Annotated in this window: 13 protein-coding genes; 5 read left to right on the top strand and 8 right to left on the bottom strand. The window is 60.4% G+C overall.

The features are described 5' to 3' along the window. Positions 1-1092, top strand: a complete 1092-nt coding sequence (locus tag V0U35_RS07235; RefSeq protein WP_330196012.1) for a tetratricopeptide repeat protein — start codon at positions 1-3, stop codon at positions 1090-1092. A 30-nt stretch (positions 1093-1122) separates the two neighbouring features. Here the strand turns inward: V0U35_RS07235 and V0U35_RS07230 are convergent, their stop codons facing one another. Then, a complete protein-coding gene (locus tag V0U35_RS07230; protein WP_330196011.1) occupies positions 1123-4059 on the bottom strand; it encodes a methyltransferase domain-containing protein in 2937 nt (978 codons plus the stop codon). Positions 4060-4135: 76 nt separating this feature from the next. Further along, positions 4136-5422 carry a glycosyltransferase gene (locus V0U35_RS07225; RefSeq protein WP_330196010.1) on the bottom strand — a complete coding sequence of 429 codons (1287 nt, stop codon included), beginning with the start codon at positions 5420-5422 and terminating at the stop codon, positions 4136-4138. Positions 5423-5602: 180 nt separating this feature from the next. Here V0U35_RS07225 and V0U35_RS07220 point away from each other — a divergent pair, with 180 nt between their 5' ends. From V0U35_RS07220 to V0U35_RS07205, 4 genes are read left to right on the top strand one after another with little or no spacing between them, the layout of a single operon-like run. Next, a complete protein-coding gene (locus V0U35_RS07220) occupies positions 5603-6640 on the top strand; it encodes an ABC transporter permease (protein WP_330196009.1) in 1038 nt (345 codons plus the stop codon). Positions 6641-6644: 4 nt separating this feature from the next. Beyond that, entirely contained in the window at positions 6645-7406 is a 762-nt protein-coding gene (locus tag V0U35_RS07215; protein ID WP_330196008.1) for an ABC transporter ATP-binding protein, read from the top strand. 33 nt (positions 7407-7439) lie between these two features. Then, positions 7440-8138, top strand: coding sequence for a WbqC family protein (locus V0U35_RS07210; RefSeq protein WP_330196007.1), 699 nt, complete (start codon positions 7440-7442; stop codon positions 8136-8138). Beyond that, on the top strand, positions 8135-9553 hold the full coding sequence (locus V0U35_RS07205; protein WP_330196006.1) for a formyltransferase family protein: 1419 nt from the start codon (positions 8135-8137) through the stop codon (positions 9551-9553). The genes V0U35_RS07210 and V0U35_RS07205 overlap by 4 nt, the downstream gene beginning before the upstream one ends. Positions 9554-9567: 14 nt before the next feature. Here V0U35_RS07205 and V0U35_RS07200 read toward each other — a convergent pair whose 3' ends face one another. From V0U35_RS07200 to V0U35_RS07175, 6 genes are all read right to left on the bottom strand, one after another. After that, positions 9568-10686, bottom strand: coding sequence for a class I SAM-dependent methyltransferase (locus tag V0U35_RS07200; RefSeq protein ID WP_330196005.1), 1119 nt, complete (start codon positions 10684-10686; stop codon positions 9568-9570). A 100-nt stretch (positions 10687-10786) separates the two neighbouring features. Then, positions 10787-11506, bottom strand: a complete 720-nt coding sequence (locus V0U35_RS07195; RefSeq protein ID WP_330196004.1) for a polysaccharide deacetylase WbmS family protein — start codon at positions 11504-11506, stop codon at positions 10787-10789. Further along, complete coding sequence (locus V0U35_RS07190; protein WP_330196003.1) at positions 11503-12465, bottom strand: methionyl-tRNA formyltransferase; 963 nt, start codon at positions 12463-12465, stop codon at positions 11503-11505. The genes V0U35_RS07195 and V0U35_RS07190 overlap by 4 nt, the downstream gene beginning before the upstream one ends. 96 nt (positions 12466-12561) lie before the next feature. After that, positions 12562-13647: a transglutaminase-like domain-containing protein gene (locus tag V0U35_RS07185; RefSeq protein WP_330196002.1), complete on the bottom strand. Its 1086-nt coding sequence runs from the start codon at positions 13645-13647 to the stop codon at positions 12562-12564. Further along, positions 13644-14255 (bottom strand): tetratricopeptide repeat protein, encoded by a 612-nt coding sequence (locus V0U35_RS07180; RefSeq protein ID WP_330196001.1) that lies wholly within the window; start codon positions 14253-14255, stop codon positions 13644-13646. Before V0U35_RS07180 ends, V0U35_RS07185 begins: the two co-directional genes overlap by 4 nt. A 53-nt stretch (positions 14256-14308) precedes the next feature. Continuing rightward, positions 14309-15760, bottom strand: coding sequence for a glycosyltransferase (locus V0U35_RS07175; RefSeq protein WP_330196000.1), 1452 nt, complete (start codon positions 15758-15760; stop codon positions 14309-14311). Positions 15761-15762: the final 2 nt, after the last annotated feature.

The following is a 15762-nucleotide window of genomic DNA, read 5'->3' as shown; positions in this document are numbered from 1 at the left end:
ATGCGCGCGACAGAGCTGTTCATTCAATCGAATCTTGCCGAGGTTAATCATAAGCTTGGCGATATCGATGCGGCGCTGCCCCATTTCCGGCGAGCTGTGGATGTCGCCATCGATACTTTGCGTCACCCCTTTGAAAATGGAGAGGCGGCGAGCAAGTCCCTGCATGCCGTTGCGATGGCCTATTTTGATCGTCAGCTCGATTCCGAAGCCCGTCAGGCTGCTGATGCTGCTGCACAGGCGCGCGAGGACACTGACCCGAAATCGCCTCATAGTACCACGCTCCAGGCAGCGGAAGCCCGGTTCCGGTACATAACCGACGGTACCGGCAAGATGACGGCTTCGTTTGTTTCCGCCATCGCAGATGCAGAAGCAGAGTTCGGTGTCCGGTCAGACCAGGTGCAAGCCCAGCATGCGGCGCTGGCGCAGGTGCTGGTCGACTTTGGTCATCTTGATGAGGCCATCGCGGTCATGCGCGAGCGCATGCTCGACCTGGATTACTGGTATAACAACCGTCTTGTTTTCGACGTGCCGGAAACGGAAATCGGTACCGATGGCTCAGAGTTGACCGCCAAGTTCATTCGGACAGCCAAGCTCGAAGCCGAACGTATCGCCGAAATTGAGGCCGTTGCATCGAAGAGCTATCAAGCCGGCGAACACGACACGGCCTTCGCAAAATATCTCGAGGCCGCCGATCTGGGATCGGTCGAAAGCCAGTTCATGATCGGCACCTTTTACCAGTGCGGCATCGGCTGCGAAATCGACATGGTGAAGGCGCGCGAATATTACCTCTATGCCAGCCGTCAGAACCATAAGGTGGCCCAGCACTATTACGGTGCGCTGTTGCAGATGGGCCTGGGTGGGGATGTCGATATTCGCGCTGCCGCCTACTGGTACAAGCGCTCGGCGGACCAGGACTTCCTGCCTGCTCTCGACAATCTGTGTGCCTGCTACTGGATAAGTGCGCAGGGATCCGTCAGCTATTGTTCGGCAATCGAACTTCGCCTTCGTGCAGCAAAAGCCGGCAATACCAGCGCCATGATCCCGGCTCTCGAACAGTATCGACAGCCGGTCGCAGCCCTAATTCGGATTTAAACTCTTCAGCTATATCCGCGCCAGGCTGAGCTAGGCGTTCTTCGCCGTCTTGCGTCCGCCCGTCTTGCGTTTCGTGCTCGTGGCTTTGGTCTTCTTGCCACTTGCGGCAGACCTTTTTTGTCCGGTCCTGGACGGGGAAGGCGTGCGGTTCGACCGCTTCGCAGCGCCGTCTGATGCCCCGACCGGCCGATTGCTTGTCTGCCGGACGGACTCGCGGGGACGATAGACGGCAAATACGTCACTGACCCGGTCGTCGGCCTGGAAGCGGCGAAGATCGACGACATCGAACCATCTCGCAATAACCGGATCGAACCAGTCGCTCGACACATGGAACAGGTGAAAGTCGTCGACTGGCGCGCGGTCTTTCGGTGCCTTGGCCGTATAGTCCTCGGTGCCGGCAACATCGGCATACCAAAGCACGAAGAGGCCATCGGCTTTCAGGACGCGATGGGTTTCTTCAAGAGCTTTCTCGAGATCCATGACATGGTCGATAGCGGTGGCATTCACGACGGTACCGAAGCTCGCATCCGGCCACGGCAGGAATTCACTGACACCGCGCACGACCGGAAACCGGGGCTCTTCAAGCAGGGGAAGTGGCTCAAGGCCGGTTACCTGAGCACTGGGATAGCCATCGAGATAGGCCGGTGTGGCGTGGGGGCCGCAGCCAATGTCAAGGATGGGGCCATTGGCAAACAGAGACAGATAATCCCGAAACCGTCGCGTCAGTTGACGTTCCCAGGTCGAGCAGTTGTCCGTCCGTGACTGGGCGTAGGCCTTGCTGCCAGCCTCGAAGGCGGTATGCCAGTGATTGAACGTGACCGGGTCATGCTCCTTGAGCATGTCGAGCGCCATGTCACCGTCATATCCTTCGAGAGGGGCGGGCGATTTGCCAGTGAACGGTTTCGTCCAGGCCATTTTCTGAAGCGCGGCCGCCTCGATTGCGGCAAGCGCTGTGGGTTGTTCAGGTCCCGCGACCGGCTCGGCGGGCTTGGGCGACAAGTGCTGTTCCAACTGGCGCATGATGTCACGGGAATGCGAAGCGATGCTCTGCCCGATCTGGCTGCCGATTTCGTTGTTGATGGACTGGAGGGCATTGATCGCGGCGACGATCTCACGCCGGGATTCCTCGAGCGGGCCATTGAGACCGCCGGACGTCTGGTTGAGGGTGTCCAGAATCTCGGCCTTGGCCGCCTCGAGCGTGTGAATGACATCGTCGGGACGTGCGGAAATCGCTGTGCGCACGCTCTCGATGGTATCTTCCAGCTTCGCTGCCAGGTCCTCTGATTGCGCTCCAGAGCCCCCCCGTTTGGGCAAATCCTCAATAAGGACGCGAATGTCTTCGACAGCATTGTAGGTTCGCCGGGCCATGGAAGCGCTCAGCACGTCATCGCGCATCGACGCGACCTCGTGCATCAGCGATGTCATGTTCTTGCCAATGGCCTGGATCGCCCAGTCCGAATTCGTCAGGCGCGTGTGAACCTCGTCCACGCGATCGCGGATAATGTCCGGAAGATTGCTGTCGGCAACCGGCTGGTAGACCGTTTCCTCGGGCTCAACAACCGGTGATGCCGTAGCTGCTTCCGCCATTGAGTCGACACGGGATGACAGGCTTTCAATGGCACCGTGCAGCTGGGCAAGTGAGGCATTCCAGCTCTTGTAGGCTGCCGACATGTCAGTCTGCAGCGCATATTTGACCGCCTCCACGCTTTCGGTGAACTGGCTGGTCTTCTGTTCAAGCGCGAGCTCGACCCGCGAAATCTCGGCCGATAATGTTGCGCGAAGCAGTTCGGCGGAATCGGAATCCCGGATCGATTGGGCAGCCGCTTCAAGTGAGCTGGAGGCCTCAGACCGGAAAGTCTCCAGCTCGCCCTTCAGCGTTGTCAGCTGCGCATCGATCGAATCACCGAAGAGGGACCCAAGCCTCTCTTCGAGAGTGCCGAGCTTTTCTTCAACGGCCGCAAGGGATTGCGTGGTTTGTCCTGTCTGGGCTGCCTGGCTGGACTGGCCCGATTCCAGGAGGGCGGCAGCGGCGTCGATCCGCTGCGACAGCGACCCCAGATACTGGACCACCTGTCCGGCACTGTCCGCCTGATGGGATTCCAGCCGCGCGGCCGCGGAATCGACCAGGGACGATAGCCTGTCGTCAATAGCGGTCTGGACTTGTTCGAGCTGGGATTTCAGGTCTCCACCGTCACCCAGCGCGGCCAGCTTGGCTTCGATCGCGGACTGGACTTGTTCGAGTTGGGATTTCAGGTCACCGGAGTCACCCAGCGCCGCCAGCTTGGTTTCGATCGCAGACTGGAGTTGCTCCATTTGGGACTTGAGCTCGGCCGCATCGCTCCGGGACTCGAGCGACGACACCTGCGCACCAAGGCTTTCAAGAAGACCGTTGGCCGCCTGCAGCCGGTCGGACAGCTCTCCGGTCCGCTCTGTCTGGAAGGCCTCCAGCCGGGACACGGCCTCCTCCAGCGCTGCGGCCCGGTCTTCGCCGCCTTTCTCCGATAGAATTCGTTCAACGGCGGATTCGATACCCGCAGCCGTCTCTGACAGCCGGTTGCCGAGGTCCTGGCGCAGTTGCTCAATAGGTCCCTCTGCCGTGGTGCTGAGCGATTGGGCGGCCGTTTCGATCGCATTGAGTGCCGCACTGATCTCTGAACGGGCCGCCGTCAATTCTTGCGAAATCGACTCTGAATTCTGGCCAAAGGATTCACGTGCCGACGCAACAGCCGTTTCAAGTGTCTGAATCTGCTGCAGCAGCGGCGTCAGGATCGCCAGGTTTCTCTTGAGGTCCTGGGACAGCGGGGCGACGACCTCGCGATAGGCGATGATCTGGTTGCCCAACGGTTCGATTTTCTTCTCGAACGTGACTGTCAGCTTGGCATTCAGCGCGGCGATATGCTGGAGCAGCATGTCCTCGTCGACACTGCCCTGCGCGGCGTTTTGCGGCTTGCTTTTGTCAGAACGCAAGGATGTCTCCAATCCTGCTCAAAATGCGGCGCGGACCCGATGCAAATCCGGGTCCGGTCACGATCGGTCGGGATGATTAATGAGGCTTCTTGAGCCCGGCAAGTTGGCGCAGCCGGCCCGCAGCAGCGCGAAACACTGCTCGTCCAGGTGATGCGCCCGTGCGCCGGGGTTTCGAGTAAAGTGCGCGTTCGACGGCGTGATCGAAGCGCGCGGCAAAACCGGCATAGGTATAGGTGTCCGGTTCAATGAGCTCGCGGCGCGCCTTTCGTGTGATTTCGGTCCACCGGTCCGCGTTCGCGATGAGATCAAAGGCTTCGGCAAGGTTGGACAGGTCGCGTTTGAGCGGGAAAAAGTGCTGGAACGGTAACAGGATATCAGAATAGCGCCCGTCGTAGAGGATTTGCAGACTGCCCGCAGCCGCGGCCTCGAAATGGCGCGGCGAGATCTGGCCATAGGCGACATTGCCTTCGTACTGGCCCAGGAATTCCGCGTCGGCGAGTTGATAGAGTTCATGGTGTCGATCTGCCAATTCGGGGTGCTGTTTCGCGAAGACGTCGCAGCGTTGAGATACCTTTCCATCCAAATCAAACAGATTTGAACCGCTTTCGACACCTAAAACTGACTTGCAATTTGCAAGGAACTGGCCCCAGGCGGCTCCATGAATGCGGCTTTCCCAGCCCGAAGCGATGTCCGTGAGAAGTCCAGCAGCACGTGCCGCAGGCTCGACGGCCTGTCCGATCTGGTACTTCTCATATCCCAATCGGCCACAGATCAGCGGCTGTATGGAACCGCGGTAGCCAATATCAACACTGCGCTGATCATAGGGTTTGTTTGGCAGGGCCCTGACCGCGTCGGATACATAGGCGGTCAATTGGTGGACGACCTGAACGCCTTCAAGGGCCGGTGCCGGATAAGCGAGGTCGAGCTGGTCGTCTGGGACACAGGTGACGAGAATGTCGAAGGCGTTGTCCTGAATAAAGCGGGCAAAGCTGTAGGACATGTAGTGCTCGTCCTGTTTGGCGAGTACTTTCACGCCCCTGTAGCGTGTGAATCGGGTCGACAATTTCTCGTCGAGACCAATCAGATTATGCGGGAAGTAACAAACGGCGGGATGAATGACTACGCCCGCATAGTCGTCAAGACGTAACGCTTCAGGGAGTTTCAGAGGCGCGGGGCCATAGTCCCAGAGATTGAGAATTTCATAGTCGAGCGCGCTCGCCGAAACCCATCCTGCGATATTGTCCGGAATCGTCGCCAAGCCATCCGGGTCGAAATAGACGACGAAAAGAAACGTGTCCGCCTTTCCGGGCCGCGCGGTACGTTTTCCAGGTTTCCAGGAAGGTGCCGGTATGGTGGAGCTCATCGTCTCTGATCCAGATTGGCGCGTACGGAAGCGGGTCCCGTATCCCGGTCGGGCGGTGTCGACGAAACCACACGTCTACAGATATATGTCTTGCCGTTGCCTTGCCAATTTGGCAATGGAGGCCCCGCATTCCGCGCCATTACGTGCGCCGGGGGCTTGGGCTGTATCGGAGCATTGGCCGTGGCTGATGAAGACGAGGATTTTTCCTTCGGGGGCAAGACCGGCAAGACCGCCGGTGAAAATCCGGAGCCCGCTGCATCATCCCAGCCATCCGCTGAGGCCGCTCCTGAAATCAGCATGACCGGGGTTGAAACCGCTGTGCCGGTGTCGACAGACCCTGACATTCCCGCGCACATGGTTCGCGACGCTGACGCACCACGCCGAAGCGCATTTTCGCGGGCCTCGAACGACTTGTGGGCCGCACTGAGCAACTGGACGCTCTGGTGGCGGCTGTCCCTGCTCGATATCCGCAGCCGCTACCGCCGGACGGTCATCGGCCCATTCTGGAGCGTGTTAAGCGTCGCGATCCTGGTCGTGGCACTCGGCTTCGTCTACGCGTTGCTCTGGAAAGTTCCGTACGAGACCTATCTGCCGTATTTCGCGGCCGGTTACGTGACGTGGGTGTTCATCACCAGCGTCATGAACGAACATGCGGGCAGTTTTATCGCCGGTGCCAACATCATCCGGTCGATGACCCTGCCGGTGACGCTTCATATCGTGCGGCCGCTGTTCAAGAACATCCTGATATTCTTCCACGCCCTGACCGTCTACGTGGTCGCGGCACTGGCCCTGCGATACCAGCTCGAACAGCCGCTGGCCCTGTTGCTGGCTCCTGTCGGGCTGGTGATCCTCAGTGCCAACCTTCTCTGGATCGGCATCGTCCTGGCGGTGTTGTGCTCGCGCTTCCGGGATTTCATCCAGGTCGTCATCTCGGTGTTGCAGATCGCCTTCTTCATAACGCCGATCTTCTGGTACCGGACCGAACTGCTGCAGGACCTCAACGGCGACAATATCGAGGCGGAGCGCGGGCTGGCGGACTTGATCCTGGCCAACTGCAACCCGTTCTATCATCTGGTGGAAGTCGTCCGCGGGCCGTTGATCGGTCATGTCCCCGAACCCATCACCTATATCGTCACGCTTTCGGCTGCGGTGATCGGTCTCGGCTTCGCGCTGTTCATTCTGGGCCGTTCGCGCGGCCGCATCGCGTATTGGGTGTAGCGTCATGGACCGCGTGATCGTCGACAATCTTCGGATCGAATATCCGGTCATCGACATGAACCGGAGCTTCCGCAAGGAAGTCGTCAATACGTTCGGCGAAATCCTGACCCGCCGCGAGGGCGAAAAGCCGGCGGTGCGGGCCATCCAGAACCTGTCCTTCCGGCTCCAGGACGGCGACCGGCTCGGCCTTGTCGGACCGAACGGCGCAGGCAAGTCCACCCTGCTGCGTACGCTTGCGGGCGTTTATCTGCCGAGCCAGGGACATGTGGAGGTTGTCGGCCGCATCTCGACCCTGCTGACGACCGGTGTCGGCATGGATTTCGATGATACCGGCTACGACAACATCATGACCTGCGGTCTCCTGCTGGGTCTCAGCAAGGAAAATATCGAGGCCCAACGCGACGACATCATCGAGTTCTGCGATCTCGGCGATTATATCCACATGCCAATGCGGACCTATTCGACCGGCATGATGGTGCGGTTGTCTTTTGCCATCGCCACCGCCATTGAGCCCGACGTCCTGCTGATTGATGAAGTCATCGGGGCCGGCGATGCGCGGTTTTCCTCGCGAGCGGCCGACCGGATCGAAAAGCTGATGACGAAGGCCAGTACATTGGTCCTGGCCTCGCACTCCAGCGATACTATCAAGACTTTCTGCAACAAGGGCCTGTTCATGATGGGCGGCCGGGAAGTCTTTTACGGAGACGTCGACGAGGCGCTCGAAATCTACCACAAATGGATCATGCAGGGTCAGCAGGCAGTCTGACCCGTCTGCCATAGGGCAGTGAGGGGGAAGCGCATGCGTGTCTGTGCGATACATCAGCCGAACTTTTTTCCGTGGAGCGGCTATTTCGACAAGATCCGCCGCGCCGACGTGTTCGTCATCCTCGATGCGGTCGATTATCCGCGCGCCGGTTCCGGTGGAATGGGCTCCTGGAGCAACCGCGTGAAGCTCGCTATCAACGGCGAGGCGCGCTGGTGGGGGGCTCCGATGGTTAAACAGACCCAGCCGACCCCCATCAATGACAGCTGGATTGCGGGCGATCCCAAATGGCGCAACAAGGCGTTGCGATCAATGCAGCAGGCCTATGCCAAGGCCCCGAATTTCAAGACGGCTTTCGACCTCGTCGAGCCGTTGATCCTCAATCCGGAACAGAATATTTCGCACTACAATGTCCATGCGATCCGGGTGATCGCCGAGGCGATGGGCCTGGACAGCGAGATTGTCCTCCAGTCCGAACTCGGGACCGAGGCTGCGAGCACCGATCTGCTCATCGAGATCACGAAGAAGACCGGGGCCGATGTCTATCTCGCGGGCGGTGGAGCCGGGGGGTACCAGGAAGACGAAAAGTTCGCCGCGTCGGGGCTGGAACTGCGCTATCAGAACTTCAAGCCCATCGCCTACCGCCCGGAAAATGACTTCATACCGGGCCTGTCGATTATCGACTATCTGATGCACGTGACGGACTGGTCACGATTTCCCGAAGGTGACGCATGAGCCGGATTGTTCTCCTCACCGCCCCGCACGTCGCCAAAGATCTGGTCGCGTCGGCAAGGGCCCACCTTCCCGAACTCGAGCCAGTAACAGTCTTTGACAAGGCCGGCTTCGAGGCCGCAATGGCGGACCTGTCGCCGGATGATTTCCTCTTGTCATTCTGCACCAGCGTCATCGTGCCGGCCGATGTGATCGCTACGCTGGGGCCGCGCGCCATCAATATTCACCCCGCCGCGCCGAACTATCCCGGCCGCGATCCCCATCACTTTGCCGTCCTGAATGGCGAGACACAGTATGGCGCGACGGCTCACCTGATCACCGAGAAGGTCGATGCCGGGCCGATCTATGACGTGGAAATGTTCGACATCCCGAAAGGTGCGGCTCCCCACGAGATCATGGCCCTTGCTGACGAGGCGGGACTGCGGCTGGCGGACCGCATTTTCGACCGGCTGGGACGCGGAGAAGCGTTGGAGCCCAATGGCGTGACCTGGGGCGAGCGAAAGACCTCCCGCAACGATTTCAAGCGGTTGTGCCGCATCTCGGCGATCGCCCACGCGGACGAGTTTGACCGCAAGATGCGTGCAACGGCCAATCCCAAATACAAGAACGCCTTCGTCAACATGCATGGTCGCGTTTTCCGCGACACGGGCGAGGACTACACGCCGGTGCGGGTGAAGGCGTCGAAGGGCTGGGAAGACTTCACCGAGAAAGCCTATTGCGACATTCTCGACGCCGCGAAGGAACGCTACCGCTTCACGACCTATGATGCGCTGGTCGATGACGACCACGTGCTGTGGCGGCACGACATCGACTATTCGGTGCACCGCGGTGTCCGGTTGGGCGAGCTGGAGGCCGAACGCGGCCTCGTCGCGACCTATTTCTTTTGGATCCGCGCGCCTTACTACAATGTTCTCGAGCCGTCGATTAAGGCCTGTGCCGCACGCCTTTTGGAGATGGGCCACCGCATCGGACTCCATTTCGATATCCAGGGCTATGGCGATACCGAATGGAGCTACGAGAAGCTCGACGCACGCATTCGCCGCGAAGCCGATTTCCTGGGTGAGGAATTCAATACCGAGATTGGCGTTGTCAGCTTTCACGACCCCGAAAATGGCGGCCTTCTAAGCTTCGACGCCGAACGGATAGGCGGACTGGTGAACGCCTATGCCGCCCGGTTCAAGCGCGACTATGGGTATTGTTCGGACTCGAACGGCTACTGGCGGTTCAAGCCGATCCCGGACGTGATCCGTTCGGGCGAACACAAGAAGCTTCAGGTCCTCACCCACCCGGCGTGGTGGACCGAGGATATCATGGCCCCGCGCGAGAAGATCGAGCGGGCTGTCCTCGGCCGCGCGCGTGCGACCATGGCCGAATATGACGACCATCTGGCGCGGTCGGGGCGCACCAATCTCGACTAGCGTGAGACCGGCCGTCAGGCGGGCTTGTTCAAGAGCACCGAAATCCCGTTCGGATTGGCGTCGTGGATGGCGAAATCCTTCACGCCCATTTCGGCCAGCCAGCCACGCACTTCCGGTTCGGTGTGCTGCCAGGCGTGGTGCGGGTGATACCAGTCGTAATTGACCATGTTGTTGGTCTCGTAGTCGAAGGCATCATTCCAGTAGCACTTGACGAAATTGTAGTAGAGCAGCCGCTGGACGTCGTGTGTGCCGGCCGGAATGCCAAGCACGTCGACCGGCTTTTCGAGCGTCACCTGGGCGTTGAGCTTCTGCAGCTCGCGGCCCATTTCGGTGAGACCTTCGCACGCCGCATAGCATTCTTCCGGCGTCATTTTCTTGAACTCTTCGCGGATATGCTGGTCCACGAAATACCGCGCCGCACCCATCTTCTTGTAGACATAGAAGAAATAGGTCCCGCCCGGCTTCACCTTGCGATAGAGCGCCTTCACGGCGGCATAGGTGTCGGGCGTGTGGTGCAGGACACCGTCAGCGATGACGAAATCGAATGTCTCGTCGGCAAACGGGGTCTTGAACAGGTCGGCATGGATGGACTGGCACCGGTCCATGTCGGCGAAATTTTCCATCGCGGTTTGCGCGGCCTCGGAAATGTCGACCGTAAAGACCTGGGCCTGGCTGTTCTCGGCCATGAAGCGCGCGTTGAAACCCGAACCCGGACCGGCTTCGAGGATCATGCCGAAATCCTTATAGAAGGCTTTCAGCTCCTCGCGGTCCTTCAGACCGAACTTTTTCACGAACCAGTTCTGCAATAGCACCTGGTGGGACGGTTCCAGTCCATAATTCCGGAACCGCCGCCATTTGTCAGAGAAGGTGACGTTCGTCTGGGCCTGACCGCGATCATCGCCCTCGCCGCCGGGCGGGACGTCGAGCCCGTGCCGGGCACAAAACTCCGTCAGGTCAATCTTCAGCGCTTCGCTGGGGAATTTCGGCAACCCGCCGATAATCGGATACCAGCGGCCGCCCGGAGCGACGAGGCGTCCATCCACGACATGGCCGTTTTCCTCGCTGAAGACTTCGAGTGTGAGCGGGGCACCCGTTTCGGGTTCGGCCAGCAGGGCGGCGGTCGACTTCAGCATGTCAGTGTTTCCGGTCCAGAAGGGTCAATAGTTGGTCAGTTGCGGCGTTCTTTAGGCGCTCCCCGTTGGAGCGGCAACTGTGCCGTCGGCAATCGGCGCGCTACCGGTCGAAATGTCCGGCTTCGGCCAGGTCGACGACCTCGGTCAGGCTCTTGCTCTTCACGCCGGCGTCGCTCATCGCGGTCCGCAAGTCTTCGTAGAAGGACCGAACGCCATATCCGGGCAGCGCAACGTCCCAGGGCGAGGCTCCGTCCTGAAGCTTTACGCGAACGGTCTTGTAGTCTTCGTAGGACGTCGTGTTCAGCGCGACATGGAGCGGGTGGATGTCGAACACTTTCAGCCCGTCGCCATCGAAGGCGCGCTTGATCGTGTCCTTGCTCAGCGGCTTGTGGTCGTCGTTCGGCCAGTTGTCCGGCCAGCAAAGATCCATGTTGTCCATGTAGTAGATCGGAACTTCCCACACCCCCCAGGCTTCCTTGTAGGGCTTGATGTCCTGGCGGAAGAGTTGGGACGTCACCGACACATAGCGCAGGCCGCAGCGATGCGCCGCGCCCGAGACGATATGCGAATAGACGCAGGAATGCGTGCGCATGCCGGTCGCCGGAATCCCCAATTCATCAATGAATTTGCGCAGCTTGCCTTCGGCATCGGTCAGGTCGTCATAGAAGGGGTGGGGCTGGGCCTCATGCCCGCGCCAGTCCATGCCCGGATAGGGCTTCCACAAAAAGAACGTATCGGTCCCCGGACCCGTGAATTCATCGAGAAACCGCTCCATCCCGTCCGGCGTCATGTAGTCGGTATCGTGGGTCAGGCAGATCATTCGGAATACTCCGGGGTTTCGGGACTATGGAAACGCGGTCGGGCCGGACGGGAATCCAGGAACTCGGCAAAACCGGTCAGCGTGTCACCCATGCGGATCTGATGGACCAGAACCGCACCTTCACCGCACCGCACGGCCGGGCCGCACTCGGTTGATATCACGTCGCCCGGCTGGCCACCCTCTTCGCGGGAAAGCGATATCGCCGGGCCGGTCAAGCCGATTTCGTCTTCGCCATCCATCAGCGCCGTCCGGGCGCACGGGTGCGGAAAATAGGTCAGGGCGTTGATCAGTCGGGCCACACGATGAGCGGGCTGATCCCACTGGATCCAGCGATCATGCGGGAAGCGCATCTTGTGATAGGTCACCGCGCTTTCGTCCTGCGGCACAGACGCAAACGTCCGAGTCTTCGACCACTCTGCCCAGAAATCACGGAAGAGGCCAAAGCCGAGATGGGCGCAGGCCGCGTAGACTTCACCGGCCGTCAGTCCCTCGGTCAGCGGTGCGCGGGCCTGGGACAGGATCGCGCCCTGATCAAGATCGATCGTCACCTCGTGTAACGTCGCGGCGTAATGGTCGGCCCCGGTCGCTATCGTCCAGATCACCGGCAGGCAGCCACGGTTTTTCGGCAGATCGGCGAAATGGACGTTCAGGAAGCCGGACTTCGGCAGGTCGATCACCTCCTGCGGGATGATCCGTGCATAGGAAAAGGACAGGCCCAGATCCGGTTCGAAATCGCGCAGAATGCGCTGGTTTTCCGCGTCGCGAATTCCGCTCGGCTGGATCGTCCTTACGCCGAGCGCGGCCGCCCGGCGCTTGAGCGAGATACCGCCCGGGCCGTCGCTCCCATCGTCATCGGGATTGAGAACGACGAGGATTTCGACACCATCCTGGCGGGCCAGAAAATCAAGGCAGAGACCGCCCAGCAGACGGTTGCCGAGGATCAGAACTTTCGCATGCATGCCGGGGTCCCCACGCGCCACGCGGCCCGTCTAGACGAAGACGTCGATTGATACAATGTGCAGCCCGGCATTTCGGCCCGCATGTGCCATCAAGCGCTACTTCTGCAGGAGCGCAATACTTTGCAGAACGATATCGCCGGTTGCCGCAGCAATGAATGTCATCTCGGCGGTTTCTGCGGTGAAGGTTTTTCGCGCGGTTTGCGGATAATAGTCTTCGCCTTCACGAAAACCGCGAACATCGAGCGACACAAAACCGCTCCTTCCCGCTGGCAATGCAGGATGGATCGTGATCGCGGGGTCGGGCGTGATGCTGTTTGCGTTCACGTAGGCATTGGCGATTTTCAGAACCAGTTCGTAGCGGCTTCCGGGTACCAGGTCGCGTATCGTGTAGATGTGCCCAATGCGGTAACCGAGCGAGGTTTGTCCCAGGAGATAGGCCCACGATACATAGCCGCCATTTGGCCTTTGCAATTGCGACAGTGCCGACCACGGGCGAGTGGCTTCGGGCTTGCCTGGCGACCAGGTGGCATCGCCGAGCGTGGTGCCGGGTGCCAGCTCGGCATGAATGAAACTGACAAAACCGCTATTGCCCAGGCCGACGCCGTCAGCGTCTGTGAACAGGCCGGGGAAGGCAAAGTCGCGTCGCCCGTCTTCATCGGTTTCCGAATAGGCATTTTCCCGGCTCAGCGGCAATGACCGGTCGAGCGAGCGACGCACATAGAAAACCGGTGCGGGATCGGCATGAACAAAGTCGTCCATTTCGAGGATCGACAACGGTCGTCCGCGCGAAGAGCTGTAGAATGCCACGCCATGATAAGGGTCAAACAGCCCATGCACGATCTCGGTGAAAATGACTTCCACCATCGAGTGAGCCGCGAGACCGCCATGGGTGAAGGCGTACTCGGCCCTTAATCCGATATGATCGAGCATCTTGATGAGGACGAGGGACATCCCGCCGCACACGGCTTCGCCTGCGACGAGGACCTCGTCGGCAGTCTGGGCAATCGAGCCGTCTGTGCGTTTCAACGTCAGGTGAACATAGGCGTTAAGCGCGGCGGCTTTGTCGTAACGAGAGGCATTGTCTGGAAGACCAGCCAGCGCCTTGCCGACATGATGGGCGATAATGGGTGTGTCGTCAGCGGCAGCGGCCGCATCGAAACCGGACTTGGTCGGACGGTTCATCGAAGTCCCAGTAGTCTTTTCCAGAGCACGCCGGACTTGGCGCGCGGTACGTCGGTCATGACGGCGGGTATCCCGGTCGCAGCATGCAGGTTGTCGAGAGCGCTGCGCGCTTCGGCGTAGCCAAGGCGAATGGCCGTCTTGTACCAGTCAGCGGCCTTGGCATAGTCCGGATCACCGTCATTGAGAGCACCGGTCTCGTACAGATTTCCTAGATTGGCCCCCGCATGTCCGGAGCCGGCTTCCGCGCCTTTCCGGTAGGCATCCGCCGCAGCCTGCATGTCCGCTTCAATGCCCAGCCCGACCTGGTGGAGAATGCCGAGATTGAGCCAGGCCCGCCCGTGCCCGGCTTCGCCGGCCCGGCGGTACAGGTCTGCGGCTTTGGCAGGGTTTTCTGGACCGAACTCGCCGGTCTGCTGCCATACGCCAAGGAGGTAGAGTGATTTCGCGTGTCCTTCGGCTGCGGCCCGTTCGATCAGTTCGCGCGCGCGGGACGGATTCTGCTCAACTCCATGACCACCCAGGGCCCGCTGCGCGATGTCGTACATCGCCTCGGTGTCGCCCTGTGCGGCGCGTGATTCGATTGCGGCTAGTTTTTTCTGACTGATCATGGGGGGCTAGCTATCATTTTGCTGTGCTGTCGACCATGCCCGGCGCAGAAAATTTAGCCGCGATAGAGAGCGTCCAGCACCGGGAAATATGCGTCAAAATTGTAGCGTTCGCGGGCGAAGGCGCGCCCGGCTTCGCCCATGGCCGCTACCTCTGCCGGTGCGCAGATCATGGCCGAAAGGCTGGCGGCGAACGCACCGCTTTTCTGGTCGTCATAGATGCGCCCGCATTGTCCCTCGGCCAACAGGCTCGCCACAAAGGGCAGCCTGGCCGACAGAATCGCCAACCCGGCCTGCATGTACTGGCCGACCTTGTTGGGGCAGGCTCCTTCGTGATTCTCGACGTGAGACAGATAGGGCACGAGCCCGATATCGGCATCCAGCGCCGCGATGGCGAGTTTGTCCTCAGATACACTCGGTAGGAAGAATATCGACTTGTCCAGCCGGCCCGTTTTGGCAGCAAGCCGGACGAGAACGTCGCGATACGCGTTGTTCGGGCCGCGCAGGAACAGCGCCGCTCTGCTGTCGTTGACGTCCACCCAGCCGCTGATGATTTCCTCAAGGCCCCGGCGCGCGGCAAACCCGCCCTGATAGAGGACCCGCATCCTGCCCCGCGCCAGCTCGTCCAGCGCGAACTGCGGATCGTGATCAAGATCTTCGGTCAGCGGCGAAGCATTGGGTACGACATCAAAGTGAGGCCGCCCGCCATACGCGCGATTGAACTTGTCCGCGATCGGCGGCGAGACCGTTACGGCACCGTCGACGTGACGCATCAACAGCCGCTCATAGACATAGAACAGGCTGCGCGGCCAAGTATGAAGGATATAGGCGTCCGGCCCATACTCATGGGCGTCGTAGATAACCCGGCAACCGAAGGCCATCTTCGCCAAGACCGCAGCCATCAGCGCGTCGGGATCATTGGCATGGATCACGTCGGGACGGGCGTCCGGCTCGGTTTCCAGCCAGTACACATATCGGCGGGCTAGTGCGCCGGCGTGGGTGAAGAAATACCATCGATAGGCGTTGAGCCCGTTGATCAGTTTGACAACCCGCCCCCTGAAAAGCCCGTCCACCCGCCAGAACAGCCAGGCGCGGACCCCCAGCACCAGCCGTTCAATTCGCCGCGTTGTCCGTTCGTGTTGACCGAGCCGTTCAGCCCCGTAGTCCAGGATGCGCCAGGGCAGGAGCACCAGTGTCATCACGACCCAGAGCGGGAAAAGCAGGGCTGCGAACAGGCCAAGTACCGGAAGCAGCGGCCAAGCCAGCCGGGCAAAAATCTGGAAATACAGCCAGATCGTGCGCTTGCCCGGCGCACTGTGACCGAGTCTGACGACCCGGTGCTCCGCAGGGCGGGTCTCGCCGGGCGAACGCTCGGCAAGCCAGCCGGTCACGGTGACATCGTAGCCGTGGCGAACCGCCGATTCTGCCGTCCATCCGATCCGCGGGTCAGCGTCCGGTTCGTGCGCGCACAAAACATGCAGGCGCGAATTGGGGCAGGTTTTGCTCATCA

The sequence above is a fragment of the Hyphobacterium marinum genome (assembly GCF_036330325.1).
GTDB lineage: Bacteria > Pseudomonadota > Alphaproteobacteria > Caulobacterales > Maricaulaceae > Hyphobacterium > Hyphobacterium marinum.
This window is presented reverse-complemented; position numbering and strand designations above follow the sequence as displayed.